This window comes from Martinezella hainanensis (genome assembly GCF_900094555.1).
In the GTDB taxonomy this organism is placed as follows: Bacteria; Pseudomonadota; Alphaproteobacteria; order Rhizobiales; family Rhizobiaceae; genus Rhizobium; species Rhizobium hainanense.
Genome location: NZ_FMAC01000003.1, coordinates 58,742 through 84,025 on the forward strand (window position 1 = coordinate 58,742; position 25,284 = coordinate 84,025).

Below are 25,284 nucleotides of genomic sequence, written 5' to 3' on the forward strand. Positions count from 1 at the left end.
TATGCGATTGCCCTGCTTCAGAGCGGAAGGCCGACATAGTTTTCCGCAAGTGCGGTCGAGGCAGCGCGGGAATGGGTGAGATAGTCGAGCTCGGCTTCCTGGATCTTCTGGTCGAAATCGTTGGTATCGGGAAAGCGGTGCATCATCGTCGTCATCCACCAGGAGAAGCGCACTGCCTTCCAGACGCGGGCGAGCGCACGGGCGGAATAGGCATCCAGTCCGGCATTCGAGCGGTCCTGATAATGCTCGGCAAGACCCGAAAACAGGTAATGCACATCGCTGGCCGCCAGATTGAGTCCCTTGGCGCCGGTCGGCGGCACGATATGGGCGGCATCGCCGACAAGGAAGAGGCGACCGAAGCGCATGGGTTCGGCGACGAAGGAGCGCAGCGGCGCGATCGATTTTTCGAAGGATGGCGCTGTGACTAGAGCCGCCGCATGGTGGGCGGGCAGCCGGCGCCGCAGCTCGTCCCAGAAGCGGTCGTCGCTCCAGCCCTCGACCTTCTCGTCGAGCGGACACTGAATGTAATAACGGCTGCGCGTCATCGACCGCATCGAGCAGAGCGCAAAGCCGCGGGGATGATTGGCATAGATCAGCTCATGATTAACGGGGGCCACTTCGGCGAGCACGCCGAGCCAGCCGAAGGGATAGACCTTTTCGAAACTGCGGACCGCCTTTTGAGGAACCTGTTTGCGGCTGACGCCATGAAAGCCGTCGCAGCCGGCGATGAAATCGCAATCGATGCGATGGGAAGCCCCGTCCTTTTCATAGGTCAGATAGGGTGTGTCGCCATCGAAGCCGTGTGGCTGGACGTTGGCAGCGTCGTAGATGGTCGGAGCGCCGCTTTCCTCGCGACGAGCCATCAGATCCCGGGTCATTTCCGTCTGGCCGTAGATGACGACGCGCTTGCCACCCGTCAGCCCATGTAGGTCGATGCGATGGTCGCGGCCGTCGAAGGCGAGCGAGAAACCATCATGCGGCAAGCCCTCGGCATGCAAGCGCGCGGCGGATTTCGCCTGATCCAGCAGCCGGACGGTGCCTTCCTCGAGAACACCGGCACGCACGCGGCCGAGAATGTAATCCTTGCCGACACGATCGAGAATGACGTTGTCGATGCCGGCCTCCGTCAGCAGCTGGCCGAGCAGCAGCCCGGACGGCCCAGACCCGATAATGGCGACTTGAGTGCGCATCGTCTCCTCCCATGCGTATTTCTTGGCTCAAGTCTCCTCGGCGCGCGGCAGGTCCGCAATGGACATTTCAAGCAAGAAATTGCACTAATCGAACATGGCGAGGGAGAAGAGCCATGACGAAGACTGTTCCGATTTATGAGCTCTACGGCGAAAATACCGGCAGAAAGCCGGATTTCTGGCTGCATTGCGAGACGATCCCTTCCCGCAGCAGCCTTCATCACTGGGAGATCCGCCCCCACAGGCATGAGAGCTTCTTTCAGATTTTGTACATCGACGCCGGATCCGGCGACGCGATCTTCGACGGCATCGCGCATGCTTTTACGCCGCCTGCCGTCATCACAGTGCCGCCGCATCTCAATCACGGCTTCCGGTTTTCGCGCGATGTAGACGGCTTCGTCATCACGGTGCTGATCTCGCATCTGAAGGCATCTCCGGGTGATCGCAGCAGGCTCGGAGCTTGGCTTGCCGATCCGCATCTGACCTTGCTCGACGCCCGCGACGAAGACGCAGCCCACGTCGCCAGTACGCTGAGACGCCTCGGCGAAGAATTTGCCAGCCACCGCAACGGCCGCAACGATCTGCTCGACGCCTATCTGACCTCGGCATTGCTGCTGACAGCGCGCATCGCCCATAAGGCCGATGAAGAATCCAGCCCGGGTGACGAAAGCGAACGCCGGATGGAGATGCTGCAGGGTCTCATCCAGAGCCACTTCCGCTCGCACAAGCCTGCCGCCTTCTATGCCGAAAGCCTCGGCATCTCTCCTGCCCATCTCAGCCGCATTGTACGCAGCCGGACGGGGCACGGCGCGCATGAACTCATTGCACGCAAGCTGCTGGATGAGGCCAAGCGCGAACTGGTCTTCACTTTCGCGACCGTCCAGGAAATCAGCTACCGCCTCGGCTTTGCCGACCCCGCCTATTTCTCGCGCTTTTTCGTGAAGCAGGCAGGCCAGACACCTCGCGCCTGGCGTATCGAGGAGCGGGAGAGGCTCGGGATGTGAACAGCTATCTGAGCAGAAAACAATCGAGCAACCACCCGCCCTCGTGGTTCGAGACGGCCCTTTGGGCCTCCTTACCATGAGGGCTGATCCCCTCACTCCATTGCCAAGAAAGCGGAAGTGACATCAAAAGGCCGCTCGCTCCATCCTCATCCTGAGCTTGTCGAAGGACGAGGATGGCCTCGATGGTCCGAAAGTTAAGGCAGCACCAGCCGCAGCGCCTTCTGCGTCTCTTTGAGCAGCGGCAGAAAGCGCTCAGTCATGTCGGAGGCCGCGACATAGGCGGCGGGCGCGCCGATATTGATTGCGGCAACGGTCTGACCGCGATCGTTTTCCACCGGGACAGCAATGGAGCAAAGGCCGATTTCCAGCTCCTGGTCGATGACGGCATAGCCCTGCTCTCTCACCCGACGAAATTCGGCCATCAGCTCCTCCGGGTCGGTCTTGGTGTTCGGCGTATTCGCCTTGAGCTCGGTCCGTTCAAGCACCGAACGCGCCTCGCTTTCGGGCAGGGCCGCCAGCAAGACACGGCCCATCGAGGCACAGAAGGCCGGGAGACGGCTGCCCGGCGTCAGGTTGATCGACATCACCCGGCGCTGCGAGGCGCGGGCGATGTAGACGACTTCCGTTCCGTCGAGCACCGAAGCCGAAGCATTCTGCCCTGCGCGCTCGGCCAGCTGGTCGAGATGCGGCTGGATGATGATCGGCAGCGGCGTCGCGGCAAGATACGCGTGGCCGAGCCTGAGGATCTTCGGCGTCAGCGTGAAGAACTTCCCGTCATAGATGGCATAGCCGAGCTCGGAAAGCGTCAGCAACGAGCGGCGCACGGTGGCGCGGTCGAGCCCGGTCAGCTTCGACGCCTCGGCGATCGTCAGTCGCCGCTGAGTTTCGCCAAAGGCCTCGATGACTTTCAATCCCTTGGCAAAGCCGCTGACGAAATCCGTTTCGCGCATCTGATCCCGCACTTTTGTTGTGTCCATTACGCAGATTCTCAACACTGTCTTTCCTGCGAAATTCACAGTGCGCATCATTTTGCTTTGGTCACTTTGATCCAATTGATCCGTCAACATAAATCCGGCGCCGCGGATCTGTCGACGCCAGCTGGCCAAAAACTGTGTGAGTTGCAGCTACTGCCAAGCATTCTTCCTGCGCAGCGACAACCCGACGCTCTCCTCTTCAGGAATGCTGGGCTAGGCGTCCTGCGACGGCGTGCTCGCTACATATAGTAGGAAATCAGATCGGAAGCTGCTTTGCTCGACCAATCCGGACTTCCGGTGATATATCCGGCGATAATCGTGTCGGGCCTAATTAGAAACGTTATCGGCATCCCAAAGGCCGGCAAAAGCGCTTGGGTTCCTTCCGCGTGACCGCTAAGGACTCCGGCACGATCCAGAAATATAGGCAGGTCGCCAACCTGAAGCTCGTCGACGAAATCGCGCACCCTGTCGGCCTCGATCGTATCGACACTGACCGTCTGAACCGAAAGCCCGCGTCGTCGTTGTCGGGCAAGCTCTGCGAGTTGTTGCAGGTCATCCCTGCAGTTGACGCACCAGCTCGCCCATATGTTCAATAACAGGACTTCGCCAGCGCGGGCGGTAAGCAATCCGGGCTTGCCGTTCAGCAACGGCAGGCGCACATCAGGCATCTTTTGCGGGGGTGCCATCATGGTGAATTGGCTGCGAACGGTCTCCAACACCGGAGGGTTATCGAATGACCTGGAAACGGCGCTGGACGGCCTGGTGGCCAAAAGGAGAAGCAAAGACGCAAGTGCCGTCCGCCTGTCTATTTTGCCGAGGACCGCGTCTTTCTTGCTGTTAGGCATGAATATAGCTCCAGCCTTTCTCTTGAAGCTCGACGAGCCGAACAATACCGAAAGGGACAACCACGACACCGTCGATCAGCGGTAGCTCGTGTCCTTCCTTTTGCTCGGCAATCGTTTTTGAAGAGCCACACATCGAGAGGCTCAACGTCGGAATTGCTTTCCGCAGCATACTCAGCGTTTCACCGACAGGCGAGATATCGCTTCTAAACATGGCGATTCCGGCTGCATTGGCGACAATCTCAACGGCGTAGGGTTCGTTCAGCTGGTCGTAATTGCGCGAGATGTTGACCGCACCGCTGATTGCATGCTTCATCAACGTCTCGTCATTGCTGTCGACTTGGAAGACGACACGATGAATAGGAGAGATCGGCTTTTCTTTCGTATGGCCAGACGATGCTGTGAGGATCGCTACGCCTCCGACGAAGCCTTTCAGGAGCGAGCGACGAGGCCGAGGCATCGGTTTCAATTCGAAATGCATTTTCTGAAGCTCCGAGGGAGAATGTTTCGAAAGGCGTTTGCGTCACCAGACGCGGAGAACCGACATTAGGCGGGACACAGAACCGTCAGTGAGAGATGTGGACTTAGTCAGTTTCAGGCATTGCCGGCGGCTCGTGCTGAGTGCACATGCCCCTGTTCCCGTCACCAGAATATGCGTGCCGATGAAACAAATCTGGATCGCGGATCGGCCTTTGTTGATGACGAGCGCATATCCGCGGCGAGCTGTTTATAAAATCAAGCATCACATCCTCTGCGTACCAAACATCAGTTACGGCCGAAGGCTCCGGCGTGGTCAGTACGAAAGGCTATTGTCAATCAATGATTGATCAAGGTGCGTTTGGTTGATGCAACATCAACTCATAGTGAATGATCGAAAGGCAAGCTGGCCTTCTTCGTGCTGGCACCAGCATTTTTTGATCTCCCAGTTCGCAATCATTTTGTGCGATATATGAACAAATATCAAATATCGCACAAAATGATTGCCGCCTAGCCCATGCTGATCTATTCGAAAGGAAGAGGACGGGTCGTCTCAATCCGCCCGCAATGGCAAACGGGAGAATCCGCATGGACAAGACAATCGCGAGCACGGCGGCTGCCGTCTCGGACATCGGCGATGGCGCGACCGTCATGATCGGCGGTTTTGGTGGCTCTGGCGCGCCGATCGAGCTCATCCATGCGCTGATCGACAAAGGCCCGAAGAACCTGACCGTCATCAACAACAATGCCGGCAATGGTCGGATCGGCATCGCCGCCATGATCGATGCGGGCATGGTCAAAAAGATGATCTGCTCCTTCCCGCGCTCATCCGATCCACGCGCTTTCACCGACCGTTATCTGGCCGGAGAAATCGAGCTGGAGCTGGTGCCGCAGGGAACTCTTGCCGAACGCATCCGGGCCGGCGGCGCGGGCATTCCGGCTTTCTACACGCCGACCGCCTACGGCACCGAACTTGCCAACGGCAAGGTCATCGCGGAATTCGACGGCCGCCACTATGTTCAGGAACGCTGGCTCAAGGCCGATTTCGCCATCGTCAAGGCTGAAGTCGGCGATGTGCAGGGCAATCTCATCTACAACAAGGCAGGCCGCAACTTTAATCCGCTGATGTGCATGGCCGCGGCCAAGACGATCGCGCAGGTCTCGAAAATCGTCGCCGCTGGCGAGCTCGATCCCGAGCACATCGTAACCCCCGGCATCTTCGTCAACGGCGTCGTTGAGGTCGCCGATCCGCAGCAGGAAGAAAATCTCATTCGAGCCGGAGTGGCATACGTATGACCATCGACACACGCGAAGACATCAAACTCTCCAACGCCCAGATCGCCTGGCGCGCAGCTCAGGATATCCAGGATGGCGCTTATGTGAATCTCGGCATCGGCTTTCCGGAAATGGTCGCCCGCTACCAGCCTCCGGGTCGTCAGGCAATCTTCCACACCGAAAACGGCATCCTGAATTTCGGCGAGCCGCCGGCGGAAGGCGAGGAAGATTGGGATCTGATCAACGCCGGCAAGAAAGCCGTCACGCTGAAACCAGGCGCCTCCTTCTTCCATCACGCCGATAGCTTCGCAATGGTGCGTGGAGGCCATCTGGATGTCGCGATCCTTGGCGCCTATCAGGTGGCGCAGAATGGCGATCTCGCCAACTGGCGCGTTGGTTCCAAGGGCGTGCCCGCCGTCGGCGGGGCCATGGACCTTGTGCACGGTGCCAAGCAGGTTTTCGTCATCACCGAACATGTGACCAAGGACGGCAAGCCGAAACTGGTGGAGGCCTGCACCTTCCCACTGACCGGCGTCGGCTGCATCACGCGAATTTATACGAGCCACGCTGTCATCGACATCGCCAGGGAAGGTTTCGTCGTTCGCGAGAAACTCGCGGCCATGACGATGGACGAGCTGCAGGCAATGACCGGCGCGCCGCTCCATACCGACCGCCCCGTTGCCGACCTCGTCGTGCCGACGCTCTAAAGGGTATCGCGATCTTTCAGATCTGCCCGATATGCTTTAAGCTTATAATATTTCGCATGTCGTTATCGCACGCCGCCACACGTTTTTGTGCGACATGCAGTAGGGAGAAAGACCATGACCGACGCTTTCATCTGTGACTATATCCGCACCCCGATCGGCCGTTTTGGCGGATCGCTGTCCTCCGTTCGTGCCGACGACCTCGGCGCCGTACCGCTGAAGGCGCTGATCGAGCGCAACGGCTCCGTCGATTGGGAAGCGGTCGAGGACGTGATCTACGGATGCGCCAACCAGGCCGGCGAGGACAATCGCAACGTCGCGCGCATGGCGAGCCTGCTTGCCGGCCTGCCGATCTCAGTGCCCGGCACGACGATCAACCGTCTCTGCGGTTCGGGCATGGATGCCGTCATCGCAGCCGCCCGCGCCATCCGCGCCGGCGAAGCCGAATTGATGATTGCGGGCGGCGTCGAAAGCATGTCGCGCGCGCCCTTCGTTATTCCAAAGGCCGACAGTGCCTTTTCGCGCAATGCCGAGATCTATGACACCACCATCGGCTGGCGCTTCATCAATCCCGTCATGAAGAAGCAGTATGGCGTCGACTCCATGCCGGAGACCGGCGAAAACGTCGCCGAAGACTATAAGGTCAACCGCGAAGATCAGGACGCCTTCGCCGTCCGCTCGCAGGCGAAGGCCGCAGCAGCGCAGGAGAATGGCCGGCTTGCGAAGGAAATCACGTCGGTAACGATTCCGCAGCGCAAGGGTGATCCGATCGTCGTCGGCAAGGATGAACATCCCCGCGCAACCTCGATGGAAGCGCTAGCCAAGCTCGGCACGCCCTTCAAGAAGGAAGGTGGCACGGTAACGGCCGGCAATGCCTCCGGCGTCAATGACGGTGCCGCCGCGCTCATCATCGCCTCCGAAGCAGCAGCCAAAAAATACGGTCTAACGCCGATCGCCCGCATCCTCGGCGGCGCTGCCGCAGGCGTTCCGCCGCGCATCATGGGTATCGGCCCCGTTCCCGCCTCGCGCAAGCTCATGGCTCGTCTCGGCATGCGCCAAGAACAGTTCGACGTCATCGAACTCAACGAAGCCTTCGCCTCGCAAGGGCTTGCAGTGCTGCGCGAACTCGGCATTGCCGATGACGACGCCCGCGTCAATCGCAACGGCGGCGCAATCGCGCTTGGCCATCCCTTAGGCATGTCCGGCGCGCGCATAACCGGTACAGCAGCTCTCGAGTTGAAGGAAACCGGCGGACGCTATTCGTTGTCGACCATGTGCATCGGCGTCGGCCAGGGCATTGCCATCGCCCTCGAACGCGTCTGATCGGCACCATCAGCTGTCGTCCGCCGCCGCATGAGCGGCGGACCGTTGGCCTGAGCAAACCGGCAATTGTCGGCAATATCTGGAACGGCAAAGCCGCTGGCGCGTTTTCCTGCTGCTCAGTGGGATCAGTCCATGCCGTCACGCCAGAATTTTCTGAAATCATTTCCGTCAAGCGCCTCCATCATTCTCATTGCCGCCACCCTGTCGCTATCGATCGCGCAAACCGCTTTCGCGGCCGAGGGACAGAAGGCGAGCCACCCCTCGGAAGGGCTATTTCTGGTCCAGATCATTCTGCTTGTCGTATCGGGCAGGTTGCTCGGCGAATGGATGGTGCGCATCGGCCAACCGTCGATCATGGGTCAGATCATTGCCGGCATCATTCTCGGCCCCTCACTTTTGGGTCTCGTATTTCCCAGCGTGCAGGCAAGCATTTTCCCATCGGATGCAGCCCAGAAGAGCATGACAGATGCGGTTGGTCAGCTCGGTATCCTCTTCCTGCTGCTGCTCGCGGGCATGGAAACCGATCTGGGTCTCGCAAAGCGCCTGCGCAAATCGGCGGCCGGCGTCTCGCTGACGGGCATCGTCATTCCGTTTGCGGCAGGCTTTGCGCTCGGCGAGCTTATTCCGGACGCACTGCTTCCAGATCCCGAGAAGCGGCTGGTCACCTCTCTCTTTCTTGGAACGGCGCTTTCCATCTCTTCGGTGAAGATCGTCGCCTCCGTCGTCCGCGAAATGGACTTCATGCGCCGGAACGTCGGCCAACTGATCGTCGCTTCCGCCATCATCGACGATACTGTTGGATGGGTCATCATCGCTATAACCTTCGGGCTTGCGGAAAAAGGAACCGTCGATCTCACGACGCTGGCAACCAGCGTGATCGGGACGCTGACTTTCATGGCCGTGAGCTTCACTGTCGGACGGCGGATCGTGTTCGAAATCATCCGCTGGACCAACGACAATTTCCGCAGCGACCTGCCCGTGCTCAGCGCCATCGTTGCGATCATGGGCGGGATGGCGATTATCACCAATCTCATCGGCGTCCATACCGTGCTCGGCGCCTTCGTCGCCGGTATTCTCGTTGGAGAATCTCCAATCCTCACGCGCCAGATCGACGTGCAGCTTCGCGGCTTGACGACGGCGCTGTTCATGCCTGTCTTCTTCGGGCTGACCGGTCTGCAGACCGATCTGACCGTGCTTGCCGATCCCTCCATCTTGTTGCTGACGGCTGCCGTCGTTGTCATAGCCAGCATCGGCAAGTTCGGGGGCGCTTTTGCCGCCGCCAGGTTTGGCGGCTATTCGGCTTCCGAGGCCCTGGCGCTCGGTTGCGGCATGAATGCCAGAGGATCGACGGAAGTCATCGTCGCGACCATCGGCCTATCCATCGGTGTGCTGGACGAAAAACTCTTCTCCGTCATCGTCGCCATGGCGGTCATGACAACGATGGCGATGCCGCCCACACTTCGTTGGGCGCTTGCTCGCCTGCCATTGCGCGAAGAGGAACGTGACCGGCTCGAACGTGAAGAATTCGAAATCAAAAGCTTCCTCGGAAATTTCGAACGCATACTGCTGGCCGTCGACGGCTCGCAAAGCAGCCGCCTCGCAACCTGGATCGCCGCCTTCTTTACCGTGACCCGCAAGATGCCGGTTACGGTGCTGGATGCACGAGAAGCGGATGGAACCGCAAACGCGGCCGACGCTACGGGAACCGCGCCACCAGCGTCGCAAGCCAAGGCTATAGCCGAAGATCTGCGCCAATGCGCAACCGACCTGCTTGCCTCGGCCTCGCCCGAGCAGGATATGGCCAGCGAAGGCGATATCCATGTCACAGTCCGAGAAAGGAGCGACAAACTCGAAACCGTGGTCGAAGACGTCTCCGGCACCGGCCACGATCTTCTCCTGGCGGGCATAGAACCCACCATGGGAGAAGATGGCCGCTTCAGCCCGTCGCTGCAGGTCATGACATCGGCATTCCAGGGAACTCCTGCGATCATAACGGCACGCGGTTCGCTTCCGGAGCATCCCGGTGATCTGCGGATCCTGCTTCCCGTCAGTGGCACGGAGCGCTCCATCCGCGCCGCCGAATTCGGGATAGCAATTGCCAAGGCGGCAAATGTGCACTGCGCGCTTTTATTGATCGTCGAGCCGCGTCAGGCCAGCGCCATCCCGCGCATCAGCGATCGTGGCAACGACCATCGGGATATTCTGAACAAGGTCGGCACCATCGCAGATTATTATGGTGTGCAGGTCGAAAAAGTCGTGCAGCAGGGACCGTCCCCAGAGCTCTCGATCCTGCGCCATGCGCGCGGCGGCGGATATAACCTGATCGTGCTTGGCGTGAGCAAGCGGGCGAGCGGCAGCCTCTCCTATGGCAGCGTGGCCGACACGCTGCTGCAGACGGCCGACAGATCCTGTATTTTCATAGAAACCGACCTCGCCTCCTCTTCGCAGGCAATTCGTGAATAGGCCGACCCTCACCTTCGGCATGGATCAAGAGAATCAATGAAAGACATCAACGCTATTCATTTTTCCAATGCCGCCCCCTGGGCCATATTGGGCAACAGCATCATTTGACCGAGCGCACCGATGTCCGACCTTGCCCTTTCGCGTGACCATGAAGAAGCCGATACGCGGGAGGGATGGAAGGTCGTTGCCGCCACCCATGTGCTGACGGCCGTGACGTTTGGAGCCGCCTACTCCTTCTCCGCCACCTTGCCTGGGCTTGCCGCAGAGTTCAGCGCCTCTCGCGGCGAGATCGCCCTCGTCTTCTCCATTTCCGCGTTCCTCTTCTATTCCCTGGGCGCGATTGCCGGGCCGCTCGCCGACAGATGGTCGCCGCGCGGCCTGGTTCTTCTGGGGCTTGCCGCCATGATCCTCGGCTATATCGGCGCCAGTCGCGCCGAGTCCCTCTCGTCGCTCTACATCTGGTACGGCTTCGGCGTTGGCCTTGGGATCGGCCTCTCTTACGTTCCGGCTCTTGGCGCCGTGCAATCGTGGTTTGTCCGCAAACGGAGCCAGGCATCGGGCATCGCGACCGCCGGAATTGGCCTTGGCACCCTGATCCTGCCCTTTGCGATCGGTCAGGCTCTTCCATCGATCGGCTGGCGGGGCTGCTTTATCGCGCTGGCTTGCCTCTTTGCCGGGTTTGGACTGCCAGCCGCACTGGTCATCCGCAAGAGGCGCGACCATGCAAACCCGCTCTCGAACCGAGCGAGCAACTCTGCAAATGCTCCCGCTATATGGCGAGACAGCCGGTTCTATCTTTTCTATGTCGTGCTTATTCTGTCGTCGTTTTGCACCTTCATCCCCTATGTCCATATCGTTGCAGCAGCCCAGGACATGGGTCTTTCCATTCAAGACGGAACCACTCTTGTTGGTCTTATCGGCGTCGGCAATGTCGTCGGGCGCTTTTTCCTGGCCGGCCTCGGCGATCGCTTCGGACGACGCCGGCTGCTGGCCGCGCTGACATTCGCAGTCGCCGGGTCCTTTGCGCTATGGGCATCGGCGTCAGGCATGATCCAGCTCGCGTTGTTCGCGCTGACATTCGGCATGAGCTATGGCGGTTGCGTTGGCCTTTATCCCGCTGTGGCGGCCGATCTGTTCGGCACGCGCAATATCGGCGCCGTCATCGGATATCTCTATACGGCGGTGGGTATCGCAGCCTTGATTGGCCCCACGGCCGCAGGCTTCATTTTCGACCATACGGGCAGCTATTCCGGCCCGATTATCGCAAGCGGCCTTGCCGCGTTCGCAGCCGGTTTCATGGCGCTTCGCCTCAGACACAAATAGCGCGATTATCGGCGAGGATTATCAAAGCGGATAAGCATCCTCGGAGCAGCCGAGCTTTTCATGCAATTCCGGACGGAAAGCCGTTGCGCACTTTTCCTAGAATGGCCCTACAGCTGGGTCGCAATGGCCGCCTTGTCGATGATCGACCAGACGTTCCGGATTCGCCCGTCCAGAAACTCATAGAAGACATTCTCGGCAAATCGCACCCTTCTGCCGTTTACCGCCATACCGAACAGCATTCCCGTCGGCCTACAATCAAATTGCAGGCGGCTTGCGATGCGCGGCGGTTCGCTAATCAACAGAGCGATATCGAAATGAAGATCGGGAATGGCGCGAAAATCGCCTTCGAGCATTTGCCGATAGCCTGATAGCCCGACATGGCCGCCATTATAGTGCACGTCTTCATGGACAAATTTGCCCAGGCGTGACCAATCCTGCCCATTCAGACAGGCAATATAGCCTCTATAGATCTCGGACAGGTCGATGCTTGCCATTCCCATCGCCCTTGGCCTGGTGACCGTCAGCGTCTCAGGCAGATGCCTGCAGACGGCGGCGACCTGCATGCATCATTGTAATCGGATGCTTGAGCACCGGTGCCGGACGGCCGATATGATATCCCTGAACGGCATCGATGCCAAAGGATTTGACGAGATTGAGTTGCTCCTCGTCCTCCACGCCTTCGACCAGGATGCGATGACCGCGATTGCGCACCAGACCGATGATATCCTCGAGAAGGATCTTCGCACCGTCGTTGCTTGCCGCATCATGCAGGAAGGATTTGTCGATCTTGACGGTTTCGAACTCCATCAGGCGAAGCCATGACAGTCCGGCAAAACCTGTGCCGAAATCATCCAGCCAGAATTTGATACCGAGCTTCTTCAGATCCTGAATGCTGTCGAGGACATCGGGGCGTATCTCCATATCGACGCCCTCGGTAATCTCGAATGCCACCCGGTGACCGGAAACACCCGTTTCCGCCAGAATAGCGGCGACCTGCGCGGCGAAACCCGGAGCTCTCAGCTGGATCGGGGAGACGTTGATGCTGACAGTGTCGACGATGTCGCGGGTCAGCAAATCACAGCAGGCCCTTCTGATCGCCCAATAGCCGAGCTCCATGATCGCGCCGGTACGCTCCGCTATCGGGATAAAGACTGCCGGAGAAGCATTCGATCCATCGAGCAGCTGCAGGCGCATGAGAGCTTCATAGGCACCGATCTCTCCGGTCTGGAGATATTGGATCGGCTGATAGACCAGCGAAACGAGATTCTGCTGGATGGCGATCTTCAGAATGGCTGCGATATTCTCGCTCGCATCGCCGCCGGGCAACTCGTTCGGATCAAATATTCTTGCACAATTGCGGCCGCTCGCCTTTGCGGAATAGAGAGCACGGTCGGCTTCGTTGATCACGTTCTCCAGCTTCGTACCGGCGACATCTCTCGTAATGGTCGCTCCGACGCTCACCGTGACATGCCGGAAGCCGTCCAGACGCTGCGCATGGACGATATCGAGCGCTTCGATCCCCTGACAAATGGCGTCAGCCAGCGCCAGCGCATCCGAGCTGCTTTCCAGATCGAGGATAACGATGAATTCCTCGCCGCCGTAACGTCCGACCGTCGCCCCAAGGGGAGCGACGATGTTCGATAGTGCATTGGCAACCGTCACAAGGCAGTGATCGCCCTCCTGGTGGCCGTAATAGTCATTGTACTTCTTAAAGAAGTCGACATCGACCAGCAGGATGGCGAATGCTGCGCCCTTTTCGCGCCAGCGATCCCAAAACTGTTTCAGCCTTATATCGGCGGCTCTTCTGTTCTCCATTCCGGTCAGGGAATCGGTAATGGAAAGCCGCAGAAGCGCCTCGCCGCGTTCGGTCGCCTGGCGCTGCTGCAGCTCCGCTTCCCTGGCATTGAGAAAGACGTTGAAACGTTCCTTGTTCAGTTTCCAGTTCACATAGGAGGTGAACACGAAGCAGCACAGATAGAAGGTCGTGAAGGCCAGGCAATAGGCGGCACTGTAGTGAAATTCCGTCATCGACAGCAGGAAAAACGCAAAGATCAACCCGGACGAAACCAGTGCCAAGCCGAATTCAAGACTGAAGAAAAGGTTAACGCCCATCATGAAGATGGCGCCGAAGGCGGCATAATAAGAGAATGCCTCGGCATTGGTCGTCTGCAATGCCGGCAGCAGCCACACGACATATCCAAGAACGACAGCCGCAGCACATGTCGCCTCAAGCTCGCCGGCACGACGCTGCCGCGAAAACTGCATTTCCAGGATCAGAAGCGAAAAGCCACCGATCAGAAACCGCGCAGGGATCGTCACGTGCGAGACGTCGGGAATGAAGACCAGATCCGTGATCAGGAAGAGGACATAAACGGGCACGGCTAGCCACAGACCGCTGCGAGCCAAGGCACGCCGCGCATCGTTGCTATAGGCTTTGTAGAGCGCGCGCAGCTCATCGGGGCGGTTAGTCATGCGAGCTTCGCCCTGACCAAGATCCCTGCTTCCCGACAATCGACGCATGCTCATCATCACCCGAGTTAGCCGAGACTTCATGTCCACCGCGTTACCTTTGCGTCGCTCGAATGAACAAATCGCTCGCTTCACCACGGCGGCTAATTTGATCCGTTTGATAACGACAGCGTTGCCGTAGCGACATTAACAAAACCATAGCGCTCAATTTTTATATGAGATATGGTTTGCATAGTGTTCACGGAATGATTTAAAATTGAAACAATTTCAAACCGCTCTTGATGGCTTCAGCCTCGTTACCTCCCAGTCCATCTCGGAACATACGAGATCGTCCGGTAACAACCTCGCAACCGACCAAATTAAGGAGGGCGAGGCCGAACTCGCCCTCATTCTCTCCCTGACGCAGCAGGCGTTCGAAGCAAACGCACCCGTTCCAGGCACGATGAAGGCCTTGACCGAGCGTCTGCAGGCGCTGAAAAGCAAGACGACACCCCTGACCTGGACCCATTTGGCCTCGGTTGCGCAGGGTCATCCCGTGTCGTCCTTCCTGCTGCAGGACCCTTTGACGCGATGGTCCTTCGAAAAGCCGCGCGGCTATAGTGGGGATGCCTACCTGCTGGATTTCATTTACGAACATCCGGCCGTTGCCGCACAGGTGGCGGAGGCTTCGGCATTGGGCGCTGAAGTTTACGATTTCACCCGGCGTGCAGCATCCGCCGTTGCCGTGCGCGAAAGGCGCGAGATCTTGGCCACGCATGTCGATGCGGTGGCAGAAACGACGGATGGCGCCGAGATCCTGGCGATCGCAGCCGGCCATCTTCGCGAAGCGGAGCGCTCCCAAGCTCTGCAGAGCGGCAGGCTCAAACGCTGGGTCGCACTTGATCAGGATCCGGTCAGCGTCGGGACCGTGAGCTCGGCCTTCCATGGCAGCTGCATCGAAGCGATCAACGGTTCCGTTCGCACCATTTTGGGGCGCGCGCAGAAGCTCGGCACGTTCGACTTCATCTATGCAGCAGGTCTTTACGACTATCTGGCCGAAAGTGTAGCCGTGCGACTGACGGAGCGTTGCCTGCAGATGCTGAAGCCCGGTGGCAAGTTCCTGCTCGCAAACTTCGCCAAGGATATCGGTGTCGAAGGTTATATGGAAACCTTCATGAATTGGCCGTTGATCTGGCGAACGGACGAGGATGTCCAGTCGATCATCGACAAGGTCAAGCACCCGATCGCCGATGTTTCCGTTACGCGCGGCGAGAATGGCGGCGTCATATATGCCGTTCTGACTGTATAGTCGACGGCAAACGACTTGACCGGCTAGGCCGCGTTGCGGCTTGGCCGGCGAAGTCGGAACAGAGCAAATAGCGGAAGGTTAACCAAGACGATAGCTGCGACAGCCGCAGGTGCTGCCGTATCTGGTGCAATTATCTGCCTGCGCAGCAAGTAGCCCGATACCAGAAACGGTGTATTCCAAATCAATGCGCCGCAGAATGTTGCGATGGCGAAGCTTGGCGCCGGCATGGCAAGCACGCCCGCCGGAAATGCCATATAGGCCCTGATAACAGGCACGAGCTGGCCGAAGAACGCGACCTGTATCAGATTGCCACGACAACTGCGCTTCAGACGCAGATACCACTCTTCTTTAATATCCAGACGCCTAATCATCCTCAGTACGAAGACGTCGCCACGTGCAGGTCCCAGCCATCGGCCCATTCCATACCAGAACAACGAGCCTACCGTTGAGCCAGCGGCGGTAACGGCGATCACCATGGGAAGATCAGCGAAATGGGCGATACCCAGCATGCCCAGCATCAGGAACATGCCGGCGGACGGTATGATAGGAACAAGCTTCTCGACGGCAGAGCATAGCGCAAGGCCAAGCAGCCCCCATGCCGCCAGTTCGGGTAGAATATCCAACAAATAAGAAGAGCCGCTCATCTGATAAGGGCCTGATAATGAAGCGGCCTGCGCCGGGCGATCTTATAGACGCTGGCAGGAGGAAAGTTGCACAGTGCCTGGCCATGCAGCGTTGCCTTGAAGCCGAACCGGTCAAGCAGGCGATGGGGCACCGGACAGCGAACACCATAGGTGAACTGGTAGAGTGCACCGCCTTCACGCAGCAGCGACGAGACCCCGGTCAGAATGGCAATTACCGTCTTCGGCGACATATTCAGCAATGGTAGCCCGCTGATCGCGCAGCCAAACTGCACGCCTTCCGGCAAGTGATGACTGCGAAGCTGCGCGGCATCGGCGCAGACGACACGAGCATTGGGAAACCGTTGTCGCAGCAGGCTGGCAAAACCAGGAGCAGACTCAATCAGTGTGATGTCGCTTTCACATATGCCACGTGCGAGCAAAGCTTGTGTGAACACTCCCGTTCCAGGGCCAAGCTCCAGAACTGGGCCTGCATCTGGATCGACTTCGCTTGTAATCAAGTTGGCCAACATCGTACCGGAAGGAGCTATCGCTCCCACCATGCGCGGATTGGTCAACAGAGTTCGCAGAAATAATGAAGCGTTTGACATGTGTTCCCACCAGCAAGGCCGCAGGAGATTCGCCTGCGCGGCAGGCTTTTCCTACGGGGAGCCGATTGCGAGAACATTGCACCGGGGAACACGTGACAATTTATCCGGCCGTCGGGAAGCTCAATCTGAAGGCTGCACCACCGGCTGGTCCGTCGATAACGCAAACCTTTCCGCCGTGAAGCCTGGCAATTTCCTGAACGAGATTGAGCCCGAGACCGAACCCTTTGCCCTGTCCGGGGAGGCGATGAAACGGCTCGAAGATACGGTCCCGTTCCTCTTGCGGAATACCGCTTCCCTCATCGGTTACGGTGATGCCGGTGGCACGACCGACATGGACAATTATTCTGCCACTACGGCCGCCATGCTGGATAGCGTTCTGCACGAGATTGGCAACGGCTCGCTCGATAGCCACGCGATCGCCGAGAACTTCCACGGCCTCTTCGTCCTTGATGAAACAGGGCTCGTAGTTGGCAGCGATCGCGAGCGGTGCCAGCTCCGAAACGACGTGCTCGGCGATGTCTACGAGATTGACGGAAGCCGGTTCGAAGCGATGATTGAGACGCTGAAGGTCAAGGAACTGCTCGGCAAGGGTCGCAAGACGCACCGTATCCTCGAAGAGCCGTTCCTTCAAAGGACCTGCAGGCAGGCCGTCGAGACGCGCCTGCAGGATCGCAACCGGAGTCCGCCATTCATGGGCAAGATGGGAGAAGAGACGTTTCTGCCGTTCATAGCCTTCGTCCAGCCGGCTCAGCGCATCGTTGACGGCTTCGACAAGCGGCAGGATCTCACGCGGGACATCGTCGACCGGCAGTCGCGTACCCTGGCGATTGATGTCGATCTGCTCGGCACGGGCGACAGCGGAATCGAGCGAGGAAAAGGCGCGGCGAACCACAAGCGGCGCGGCGATCACCGTTGCGATGGCAGTGACAATCAGCAAAGGCAGAAGGGCGCTGAAGAACACAATACCCATCGCACCAAGGACGCGAAGCGGCGATACGCTGCCGTCCACGCCCGTCAGAACCTGCACCTCGCCGGCCGGAGACGATACCCATTGCAGCCGGGCGGCGGGCACGGCACTTCCACCGAGATTGCTGCCGAAACGGGCCTGTCCAATGCCGTCAAGCGCGCTGCCAATCGCCTCATAGGCAGGCGGCACGCTTCCGTCTTTGATCACGGCGCCGCTTCGATCCCGCACGGTGAACCAGAGGCCTGGCAAATTACCGCGCCGTGCCGCAAGTGCCGGCGTCTCCTTCAGCACAAGAGTGCCATTCTGGTCGCGCCCGACGGACTGGGAGATGGCATTGATGGTCTCGTCTTCCGGCTGAAGAGAAATAAAACTGCCAGTCGCCCAGAGCGCGGCGACGATGAGCACCGCAAGCAACGAGAGGAAGATTGCCTGCAGCAAAGACAGACGCGATACGAGGCGCCATCGTAAGGAAGGCTGGGCTCCGCTCATGATATCGGTCTCATCAGATAGCCGATGCCGCGGACGGGATGGATTTCAAGGCCAGCCTCCACGGAAGCGAGCTTGCGGCGAAGACGGGAGATATGCGCATCCAGCGTATTGGACTGGATATCGTCGGCAAAGCCGTAAACGGCCTCTTCCAGCGCATGGCGCGGCACTGTGCGGCCAAGCCGACGCACCAGCGCCTCGAAGACCAGCACTTCGCGACGCGGCAATTCAAGCCGTTCGCCTTCGATCAAAATATCATGGCAACCGAAGTCATAGGATAGCCTGCCGAAGTTCACAACCTCGGTCCGCACCTCGCCCGGGCGACGCAGGATGGCACGCAGTCGCGCCAGAAGCTCCTCCATGGCAAAGGGCTTGACGAGATAATCGTCGGCGCCGGTATCGAGGCCACCAATACGGTCATCGAGATCGCCGCGCGCCGTCAATATGATCACCGGCGTGCCGACACCGGCCACGCGCAGCTTCGGAACGATCGACAAGCCATCTCCGTCCGGAACCTGGCGGTCGAGAAGGATGACATCATAGGGGAGATTTATCGCAGCCTCTTCGGCATCGGCCAGCGTCGACACGTGATCGACGACGGCATCGCGAGCCTGCAATGCAGCGCCCAGCGCCGCAGCCATTTCCGGCTCGTCTTCAAGCAACAAGATTCGCAATGAACCACCCCCACAAATGGAACAGCTACATTGCATAGGCGGATTGCGGGAAGATTGCGACCCGCTCCGGGCGAGTTCGATCATCTATGGAAAGAACCGTGACGCAGGACATTTTTCGCGGAGCACCTGCTGCAAAGCGGTCGTCAGCAACAACGGCGTGACAGAGGAGAATACATTGCCTCCTCCCCTGCCACTTTCGCTTATGCGATGTTCATAGGTAAACATCGGCTCACGAGTTCGATGCGCCCCGATTCGTGGACAGCTTACCCTTCCCGTCTTTTCTCCCGCCGCAAAGCCATACCCGAGCCAAAGTGGAGCGAGAATGACATGCACCCGGGCATTCGCCTGCATCGCCCCCATTCAGCTGTAAGTGCGCAGATGCGGGGGCATGTAGCTGGGATGCCCAAGAGGGTCTTCCCGCTCGGGAAGGCCGATATCACGAAGCTGATAGTTCGATAGCTCAGATACCTGCTTGTAGGTCTGTCGCCGTCTCCAGGCGACAAACAGGAGGGCTCGCGCAGTCCTCCAGGCACCGAATTTCAGGCACAGTTCATCGACCGTCGCCGCTAAATTGTCAACAACTAAAAATTGTGAGTTCGTCATTGTTTTTCCTGGCGCAATGACGCAGCCAGGTCCTCTTGAAGCTCGACCGGCATCAGGAGTTGACGCATGAAACATGCGTCGGTTTATTCCATCAGCAAGTCACGATGTGTTTATGGGAAAAACGCCTAAGTGGCGGCATTCAAAGCTATTTCTGGCTTTAAATAGCTGCTCGTCGTGTAGCTGGCATGGCACATACCAAACCAGTAACGAGCATTCCGCTAGAGGCGTAGGTAAACATGTGTGTATGCTGCATATCACGCCCCCTGTGTTTGATTTGCGGATGAGCATATAATACGCAAGATCTCAGCTTCGGCAAGCCCACAATTTCGAATTGTAGATTTGCAGCCCTTATGTTGCTTCATGGCAACAGTCGATATCTCCCATTCTCGACGCAAGAGAACCTGTCGACAAAAGGGGGCGAATATCCGAACCGAGGTTCCGGGCCGCCAAATTGCATCAGAACGAATTGACGATGCCGCCGCCAGTGCGCATCTGCTGCACCATGATATGGGCGTGATAATGCATGGCGCACTTGATCGCGTAGATCTGCAGCACCACGGGGGATCGCCGATGCCGCAGGAGATTGAAAAGCCGCGCGCGATAGGTGGCACGCAAATCCGCCTCCTGCACCCGGCGCATCAACCGAACGAAAATCCCGACGGCCTCGAACGCCCATGTCGCGTTGAGCGCCAGCAAACGCAGCGGATGGCGGCGCAGGTGGCGTAAGCGGGTACTTTCCGGTTCGATGCGCGCATCGATGTAAAGCGCATCCAGCCGATCGAAATAAGCGGCCGGCTGATGCAGATCGCTCAAGACCGAAAGATATCCATCCCGCAGCGTTTCCCGCGAGAGGTTGAGCGGAATGACATTGGTGCCGTAGGCTGGTGGATCGTCATGATCGAGCCTGCCTTCCTTGGCGAGGCGCGTATAAAGCGGCGTCTTCGGGATCGCCGCCAGCATGCCGATCATGGCATTGACGATGCGCGCATCCTTGATGAAAACCCGCTGCGCATCGAAGATAGTCGCATCATCGCTGTCGAAGCCCAGGATCATGCCACACCAGACCTCCATACCGGTCTGCTGGATCGTGTGGATCTTCTCCAGCATGGTCCCGCCCTTGCGCAGGTTCTGCAGCTTCTTGGTTTCGCGCAGCGCTTCTTCATTCGGCGTTTCGATTCCGATGAAGACGGTGCGGATATTGGCGTCGACCATCAGCTGCATCAGCTCGGCATCGTCAGCCAGATCGATCGATGCCTCCGTCAGGAACGTCATCGGATAATGATGGCGCTCCTGCCAGGCAACGACATCGCGCAGGACTTCCTTGATCGCCTTCTTGTTGCCGATCAGGTTGTCGTCGACGATGAAGGCGGTATCCATTCCAGAGGCGAGCAGGGCCTCCATCTCGGCGATGACCTGGACGCTGGTCTTGATGCGCGGCTTGCGGCCGAAGACCACGATGATATCGCAGAAATCACAGGTGAAAGGACAGCCGCGCGAGAACTGGATGCTGCCGACCGCATATTCATCCATCTTCAAAAGATCGAAGCGCGGCACAGGGACTGTGCTCATATCCGTCCTGTCGGACTGTTCATAGCGCCGCGCATGGCGCCCCTCCTGCCATTCAACCAAGAATTTCGGCCAGGTTTCTTCCGCCTCGCCGATGAAGGAGACATCGACGAGATTGCCGAAATAATCCTCCTTGACCGTAACCCATGGTCCGCCAACGACGGTGAAGCAATTGCGCCGTTTGAGCTCGGTCAGGATTTCCGTCATCCTGAAGCGCTGGACGATCATGCCCGTCAGCGCAACGATGTCGGCCTTTTCGCACAGGCCGTAATCTATCGGCTCGATATTTTCATCGACCAGAGTAACGGTATGTTCCGCCGGCGTCAGCGCCGCCAGCAAGGGCAGGCAGGCCACCGGAAGGTTGGCCTTGACATCGAACAGCGGCAGAGCGTGCTCCATGCCCCAGTAAGAGGTTTCGAAACGCGGATTGATGATGACGATATGAGCCATATGAATATGCCGCTCCATGACATGAAGATCTGGTTCGGTATTGCTTTGAGCCTGTATGTCATTTGCAGCTGCTCACCCACCCTACGGCGGCGAAGCAGGGTCTTCCAGCATCGAGGCGGCTGTCTTAGCAGCCCTATATGAGCTCAATATTAAATTCCGGGCGGCGGAATGCCGGCTGCGACTGTGACGCGATGCCCATGGATCGACATCCGCATGTCTGTTGAATGCCACCGCGGTTTAACCGTACCATTGCGTCCCGGCTATCTTGTCGGCGGGCGTCTTATTAAACGCATCGCCCGCATTTAACGCATCGCCCGCGATGCCGATCAAAATTTTTCGGGTGGCAATGTCGAAATCACCGCGATGCAATCGTCTTTATTGCGAACACACCGCGAAAGACGACGATCCGATCTTTCGCGCCCTGGGCTAAACCGGATGAAGGGAGCTGCAAATGAGTTCGTCCTATCGTTGGGTGATTGTCGGCGCCGGCGCGCTGATGACCTGTGTTGCGCTCGGCGCGATGTTTTCCCTGGCGATCTTTCAGGTGCCGATCGCTGCCGAGACAGGCTGGTCGCATGCCGGCATCGCCGCCGCCATGACGCTGAATTTCCTGACCATGGGCCTCGGTGCTTTTGCCTGGGGTGCCGCGAGCGATCGTTTCGGCGTCCGCATCGTGGTGGTGATCGGTGCACTGCTGCTCGGGCTTGCGCTTGTCCTGGCAAGCCGGGCCGGCTCGCTTCTACAATTCCAGCTGACTTACGGCATTCTCGTCGGCCTTGCCGCCAGCGCCTTCTTCGCGCCGATGATCGCGGCGACGACGGCCTGGTTCGACGAAGGCAGAGGTCTTGCGGTCTCGCTGGTCTCAGCCGGCATGGGCGTTGCGCCGATGACGGTATCGCCTTTTGCCCGCTACCTGATTTCGGCCTATGACTGGCGCTTCGCCATGCTCGTTATCGGCATCATGGCCTGGGTCTTGCTGATACCGGCGGCACTGCTTGTGCGGCGAGCACCCGTTCTTGCCGAAGCCACCGGTTTGGGCGGACAGAGGGAGGAGCAGAGCCTGCCGCTTGGCCGGATCTTTCGCTCATCGCAATTCCTTGTCCTCGGCGCCACCTTCTTTGCCTGCTGCGCTGCCCATTCCGGGCCGATCTTCCACATGGTCAGCTACGCCACCGTCTGCGGCGTGGGGCCTATGGCCGCCGTCAGCATCTATAGCGTCGAGGGCCTTGCGGGTCTTGGAGGTCGTCTCCTCTACGGGACACTGGCCGATCGGCTCGGCGTCAAGCCGGTGCTGGTCGCTGGCCTGCTGGTGCAGGCGGCAGCACTTGCCACCTATCTGCTGGTCAGCGAACTCGGTGAGTTCTATGCGCTGGCAGTCATCTTCGGCAGTGCCTATGGCGGTGTCATGCCGCTTTACGCTGTGCTCGCACGCGAATATTTCGGGCCGCGCGTCATCGGCACCGTCTTCGGCGCGGCATCGATGCTCTCGAGCATCGGCATGGCCGCGGGACCTTTGATCGGCGGGTGGATATTCGATACCTTCGCCAATTATTCCTGGCTCTTCATCGGTTCGTCCATGGTGGGACTGGGGGCGGCCGCCATCGCGCTTGCCTTTCCGCCAATGCGGCGCCTGCAACTGCAGACGGCCTGAGACGGGCCGAAAAGGCCTGGAATCACATCTGCGAACCGTGCCGGATGCGTCATATTTCGCCGCGCCCGGCATGGCTTTTGTCGGCGACACGCCCCGGCCATTAGACGGGGCAATGACATATTCATATTTCTTGATACTTACACACAGATTTCCATAAGCGGCCGCGGTTGCAGCCATTGCAATTTTCAATTTTTAGCCAACACTCGCACATGCATCAGGTGCTTGATCTCCTGGGGGAGGAAATCAGGAGAGCATCCACTGGCGCGACTTTCCGCGCCCATCGGCACGAAAGTCCTGCGTAACGTCATTATGGGGGACATGACACGGGTCTTTTTGACCATGTCCCTGGTGCAATTGGGAGGATTGATTCATGGCAACCACGTCAGTGGCCGAGACGAACGGTCGAGGCATGACCAGGGAGGAGAAGAAGGTCATCTTCGCCTCTTCCCTCGGAACCGTGTTCGAATGGTACGATTTCTATCTTTATGGAGCGCTGGTTGCCTTTATCGGCACAGCCTTCTTCAGCGACTATCCGGAAGCAACCCGTAACATTTTTGCCTTGCTGGCCTTTGCGGCCGGCTTTCTCGTGCGGCCGTTCGGCGCCCTTGTCTTCGGGCGGATCGGCGACCTCGTGGGACGCAAATATACCTTCCTCGTCACGATCCTGATCATGGGCCTTTCGACCTTCCTGGTCGGCGTCCTTCCCGGCTCGGCGAGCTGGGGCATCATCGCACCGGTCATCCTCATCATCCTTCGCCTGTTGCAGGGTCTGGCGCTCGGTGGCGAATACGGTGGCGCTGCGACTTATGTCGCCGAGCATGCACCCGACAATAAGCGCGGCTACTACACGTCCTGGATACAGACGACGGCGACGCTTGGCCTGTTCCTGTCGCTGATCGTTGTCCTCGTCGTGCAGAACGCCGTCGGCAAGGATGCCTTTGCCGCCTGGGGCTGGCGCATCCCCTTCCTCTTGTCTTGCGTTCTGCTCGCCATCTCGGTCTGGATACGGCTTTCACTCAGTGAATCGCCGGCATTCAAGAAGATGAAGGAAGAAGGCAAAGGCTCCAAGGCTCCGCTCTCCGAGGCCTTCGGCCAGTGGAAGAATGCGAAGATTGCCCTGATCGCCTTGCTCGGCCTTACCGCTGGTCAGGCAGTCGTCTGGTATGCCGGCCAGTTCTACTCGTTATTCTTCCTGCAGAGCGTGCTGAAGGTCGACGGCCAGTCGGTCAACATCATGATCGCGATTGCGCTTCTGATCGGCAGCGGCTTCTTCGTCGTCTTCGGCTGGCTGTCCGACAAGATCGGTCGCAAGCCGATCATCATGGCGGGCCTTGCACTGGCGATCCTGACCTACTTCCCGCTGTTCAAGGCGCTGACCCATGCCGCAAATCCAGCGCTCGCCCAAGCCGAACAAACCATCCGGGCCACGGTGACGGCTGCGCCTGGCGATTGCACCTTCCAGTTCAATCCTGTGGGAACCGCCAAATTCAACAATTCGTGCGACATTGCGACGTCCTTCTTGTCGAAGTCGTCCGTGCCCTACACGATCGCCGAAGGCCCAGCCGGGCAGCCGGCAACCGTCAAAGTCGGCGATACGACCATAACGTCATATGATGCCACGGCGGCAGGTGCCGGTGCGGCGGCAAAGAGCGCGGTATTCACGCATGACATGAACCTCGCCCTGCAAAAGGCCGGTTTCCCGCTGGCACGCGACGCCGCCAAGGTGCCGGACGCCAAGCTGGATGCTTTCATCGCCGCCAACCCCGAACTCGGGCTCAACGCGGCAACCGTGCGGGCGGGTGACAAGACGGTCACACCGGTTGCGGACCTCGTCAAGGCGAAGCTGTTGACGGCGGATCAGGCTGGTGGCGCTACCGACATGCCGGTCTACACCATCGCCAATGGTGGTGCCTTCAAGATGGTTGCCGATCCCGCGGCGATCAACTGGCCTCTGACGATCGCTATCCTGACGATCCTCGTCATCTATGTGACGATGGTCTATGGGCCGATTGCCGCCATTCTCGTGGAAATGTTTCCGACCCGCATCCGCTATACCGGCATGTCGCTGCCCTATCATATCGGCAACGGTTGGTTCGGCGGCCTGCTGCCCGCAACGGTCTTCGCCATGAGCGCCGCCAAGGGCGATATCTATTATGGCCTCTGGTACCCGATCGCGATCGCTGCGATGACCCTTGTCATCGGCCTGATCTTCGTTCGCGAAACCAAGGGCGTCGATCTGAACAGCATCAAGTAAACACATAAGGCCCGGCGTTCAGATGCGGCACGCCGGGCCTTTCTTTGTCTCGTCTCGCCAACTCTTGATCCAA

The 25,284-nt window shown here is 58.9% G+C and carries 21 protein-coding genes; 9 read left to right on the plus strand and 12 right to left on the minus strand.

Features of this window, described 5'->3' with window-relative positions:
* Nucleotides 1-17: 17 nt before the first annotated feature.
* Nucleotides 18-1,190, minus strand: a complete 1,173-nt coding sequence (gene pobA, locus GA0061100_RS10865; protein WP_075852721.1) for a 4-hydroxybenzoate 3-monooxygenase — start codon at nucleotides 1,188-1,190, stop codon at nucleotides 18-20.
* Nucleotides 1,191-1,303: 113 nt separating this feature from the next.
* Here pobA and GA0061100_RS10870 point away from each other — a divergent pair, with 113 nt between their 5' ends.
* Nucleotides 1,304-2,191 carry a helix-turn-helix domain-containing protein gene (locus GA0061100_RS10870; RefSeq protein WP_075852722.1) on the plus strand — a complete coding sequence of 296 codons (888 nt, stop codon included), beginning with the start codon at nucleotides 1,304-1,306 and terminating at the stop codon, nucleotides 2,189-2,191.
* 194 nt (nucleotides 2,192-2,385) lie between these two features.
* On the opposite strand, the gene GA0061100_RS10875 is transcribed toward GA0061100_RS10870, so the two are convergent.
* From GA0061100_RS10875 to GA0061100_RS10885, 3 genes are all read right to left on the minus strand, one after another.
* The gene (locus tag GA0061100_RS10875) at nucleotides 2,386-3,141 is read right to left on the minus strand and encodes an IclR family transcriptional regulator (RefSeq protein WP_075853236.1); all 756 of its coding nucleotides are present in this window, start codon (nucleotides 3,139-3,141) and stop codon (nucleotides 2,386-2,388) included.
* Nucleotides 3,142-3,404: 263 nt separating this feature from the next.
* Nucleotides 3,405-3,884 carry a TlpA family protein disulfide reductase gene (locus GA0061100_RS10880; protein ID WP_208621529.1) on the minus strand — a complete coding sequence of 160 codons (480 nt, stop codon included), beginning with the start codon at nucleotides 3,882-3,884 and terminating at the stop codon, nucleotides 3,405-3,407.
* Between the two features lie 118 nt (nucleotides 3,885-4,002).
* Nucleotides 4,003-4,488 carry a DsrE family protein gene (locus tag GA0061100_RS10885; RefSeq protein ID WP_244557807.1) on the minus strand — a complete coding sequence of 162 codons (486 nt, stop codon included), beginning with the start codon at nucleotides 4,486-4,488 and terminating at the stop codon, nucleotides 4,003-4,005.
* A 584-nt stretch (nucleotides 4,489-5,072) separates the two neighbouring features.
* Here GA0061100_RS10885 and GA0061100_RS10890 point away from each other — a divergent pair.
* From GA0061100_RS10890 to GA0061100_RS10910, 5 genes are all read left to right on the plus strand, one after another.
* On the plus strand, nucleotides 5,073-5,780 hold the full coding sequence (locus GA0061100_RS10890; RefSeq protein ID WP_075852724.1) for a 3-oxoacid CoA-transferase subunit A: 708 nt from the start codon (nucleotides 5,073-5,075) through the stop codon (nucleotides 5,778-5,780).
* Nucleotides 5,777-6,466, plus strand: coding sequence for a CoA transferase subunit B (locus GA0061100_RS10895; protein ID WP_075852725.1), 690 nt, complete (start codon nucleotides 5,777-5,779; stop codon nucleotides 6,464-6,466). Before GA0061100_RS10890 ends, GA0061100_RS10895 begins: the two co-directional genes overlap by 4 nt.
* Before the next feature lie 114 nt (nucleotides 6,467-6,580).
* Nucleotides 6,581-7,786, plus strand: coding sequence for a 3-oxoadipyl-CoA thiolase (gene pcaF / locus GA0061100_RS10900; protein WP_075852726.1), 1,206 nt, complete (start codon nucleotides 6,581-6,583; stop codon nucleotides 7,784-7,786).
* A 132-nt stretch (nucleotides 7,787-7,918) separates the two neighbouring features.
* A complete protein-coding gene (locus tag GA0061100_RS10905) occupies nucleotides 7,919-10,249 on the plus strand; it encodes a cation:proton antiporter domain-containing protein (protein WP_075852727.1) in 2,331 nt (776 codons plus the stop codon).
* A gap of 120 nt (nucleotides 10,250-10,369) precedes the next feature.
* The gene (locus GA0061100_RS10910; RefSeq protein ID WP_075852728.1) at nucleotides 10,370-11,572 is read left to right on the plus strand and encodes an MFS transporter; all 1,203 of its coding nucleotides are present in this window, start codon (nucleotides 10,370-10,372) and stop codon (nucleotides 11,570-11,572) included.
* Between the two features lie 107 nt (nucleotides 11,573-11,679).
* On the opposite strand, the gene GA0061100_RS10915 is transcribed toward GA0061100_RS10910, so the two are convergent.
* Complete coding sequence (locus GA0061100_RS10915) at nucleotides 11,680-12,066, minus strand: ester cyclase (RefSeq protein ID WP_075852729.1); 387 nt, start codon at nucleotides 12,064-12,066, stop codon at nucleotides 11,680-11,682.
* 34 nt (nucleotides 12,067-12,100) lie between these two features.
* Nucleotides 12,101-14,044 carry a putative bifunctional diguanylate cyclase/phosphodiesterase gene (locus GA0061100_RS10920; protein WP_244557808.1) on the minus strand — a complete coding sequence of 648 codons (1,944 nt, stop codon included), beginning with the start codon at nucleotides 14,042-14,044 and terminating at the stop codon, nucleotides 12,101-12,103.
* Nucleotides 14,045-14,297: 253 nt separating this feature from the next.
* On the opposite strand from GA0061100_RS10920, the gene GA0061100_RS10925 reads away from it, so the two are divergent.
* Nucleotides 14,298-15,329 carry a class I SAM-dependent methyltransferase gene (locus tag GA0061100_RS10925; RefSeq protein WP_075852731.1) on the plus strand — a complete coding sequence of 344 codons (1,032 nt, stop codon included), beginning with the start codon at nucleotides 14,298-14,300 and terminating at the stop codon, nucleotides 15,327-15,329.
* Nucleotides 15,330-15,352: 23 nt separating this feature from the next.
* On the opposite strand, the gene GA0061100_RS10930 is transcribed toward GA0061100_RS10925, so the two are convergent.
* The 6 genes from GA0061100_RS10930 to GA0061100_RS10955 form a co-directional block, all read right to left on the minus strand.
* Nucleotides 15,353-15,973, minus strand: a complete 621-nt coding sequence (locus GA0061100_RS10930) for a DedA family protein (protein WP_075852732.1) — start codon at nucleotides 15,971-15,973, stop codon at nucleotides 15,353-15,355.
* Nucleotides 15,970-16,560, minus strand: coding sequence for a class I SAM-dependent methyltransferase (locus GA0061100_RS10935; RefSeq protein ID WP_075852733.1), 591 nt, complete (start codon nucleotides 16,558-16,560; stop codon nucleotides 15,970-15,972). Before GA0061100_RS10935 ends, GA0061100_RS10930 begins: the two co-directional genes overlap by 4 nt.
* Nucleotides 16,561-16,660: 100 nt before the next feature.
* A complete protein-coding gene (locus GA0061100_RS10940) occupies nucleotides 16,661-18,016 on the minus strand; it encodes a sensor histidine kinase (protein ID WP_075852734.1) in 1,356 nt (451 codons plus the stop codon).
* Nucleotides 18,013-18,687, minus strand: coding sequence for a response regulator transcription factor (locus tag GA0061100_RS10945; protein WP_075852735.1), 675 nt, complete (start codon nucleotides 18,685-18,687; stop codon nucleotides 18,013-18,015). The genes GA0061100_RS10940 and GA0061100_RS10945 overlap by 4 nt, the downstream gene beginning before the upstream one ends.
* 360 nt (nucleotides 18,688-19,047) lie before the next feature.
* Nucleotides 19,048-19,290 carry a DUF1127 domain-containing protein gene (locus GA0061100_RS10950; RefSeq protein ID WP_075852736.1) on the minus strand — a complete coding sequence of 81 codons (243 nt, stop codon included), beginning with the start codon at nucleotides 19,288-19,290 and terminating at the stop codon, nucleotides 19,048-19,050.
* 456 nt (nucleotides 19,291-19,746) lie between these two features.
* Nucleotides 19,747-21,306: a B12-binding domain-containing radical SAM protein gene (locus GA0061100_RS10955; protein WP_075852737.1), complete on the minus strand. Its 1,560-nt coding sequence runs from the start codon at nucleotides 21,304-21,306 to the stop codon at nucleotides 19,747-19,749.
* 451 nt (nucleotides 21,307-21,757) lie between these two features.
* Here GA0061100_RS10955 and GA0061100_RS10960 point away from each other — a divergent pair, with 451 nt between their 5' ends.
* The gene (locus tag GA0061100_RS10960; protein WP_075852738.1) at nucleotides 21,758-22,957 is read left to right on the plus strand and encodes an MFS transporter; all 1,200 of its coding nucleotides are present in this window, start codon (nucleotides 21,758-21,760) and stop codon (nucleotides 22,955-22,957) included.
* A gap of 370 nt (nucleotides 22,958-23,327) precedes the next feature.
* Nucleotides 23,328-25,211, plus strand: coding sequence for an MFS transporter (locus tag GA0061100_RS10965; RefSeq protein WP_075852739.1), 1,884 nt, complete (start codon nucleotides 23,328-23,330; stop codon nucleotides 25,209-25,211).
* Nucleotides 25,212-25,284 lie beyond the last annotated feature (73 nt).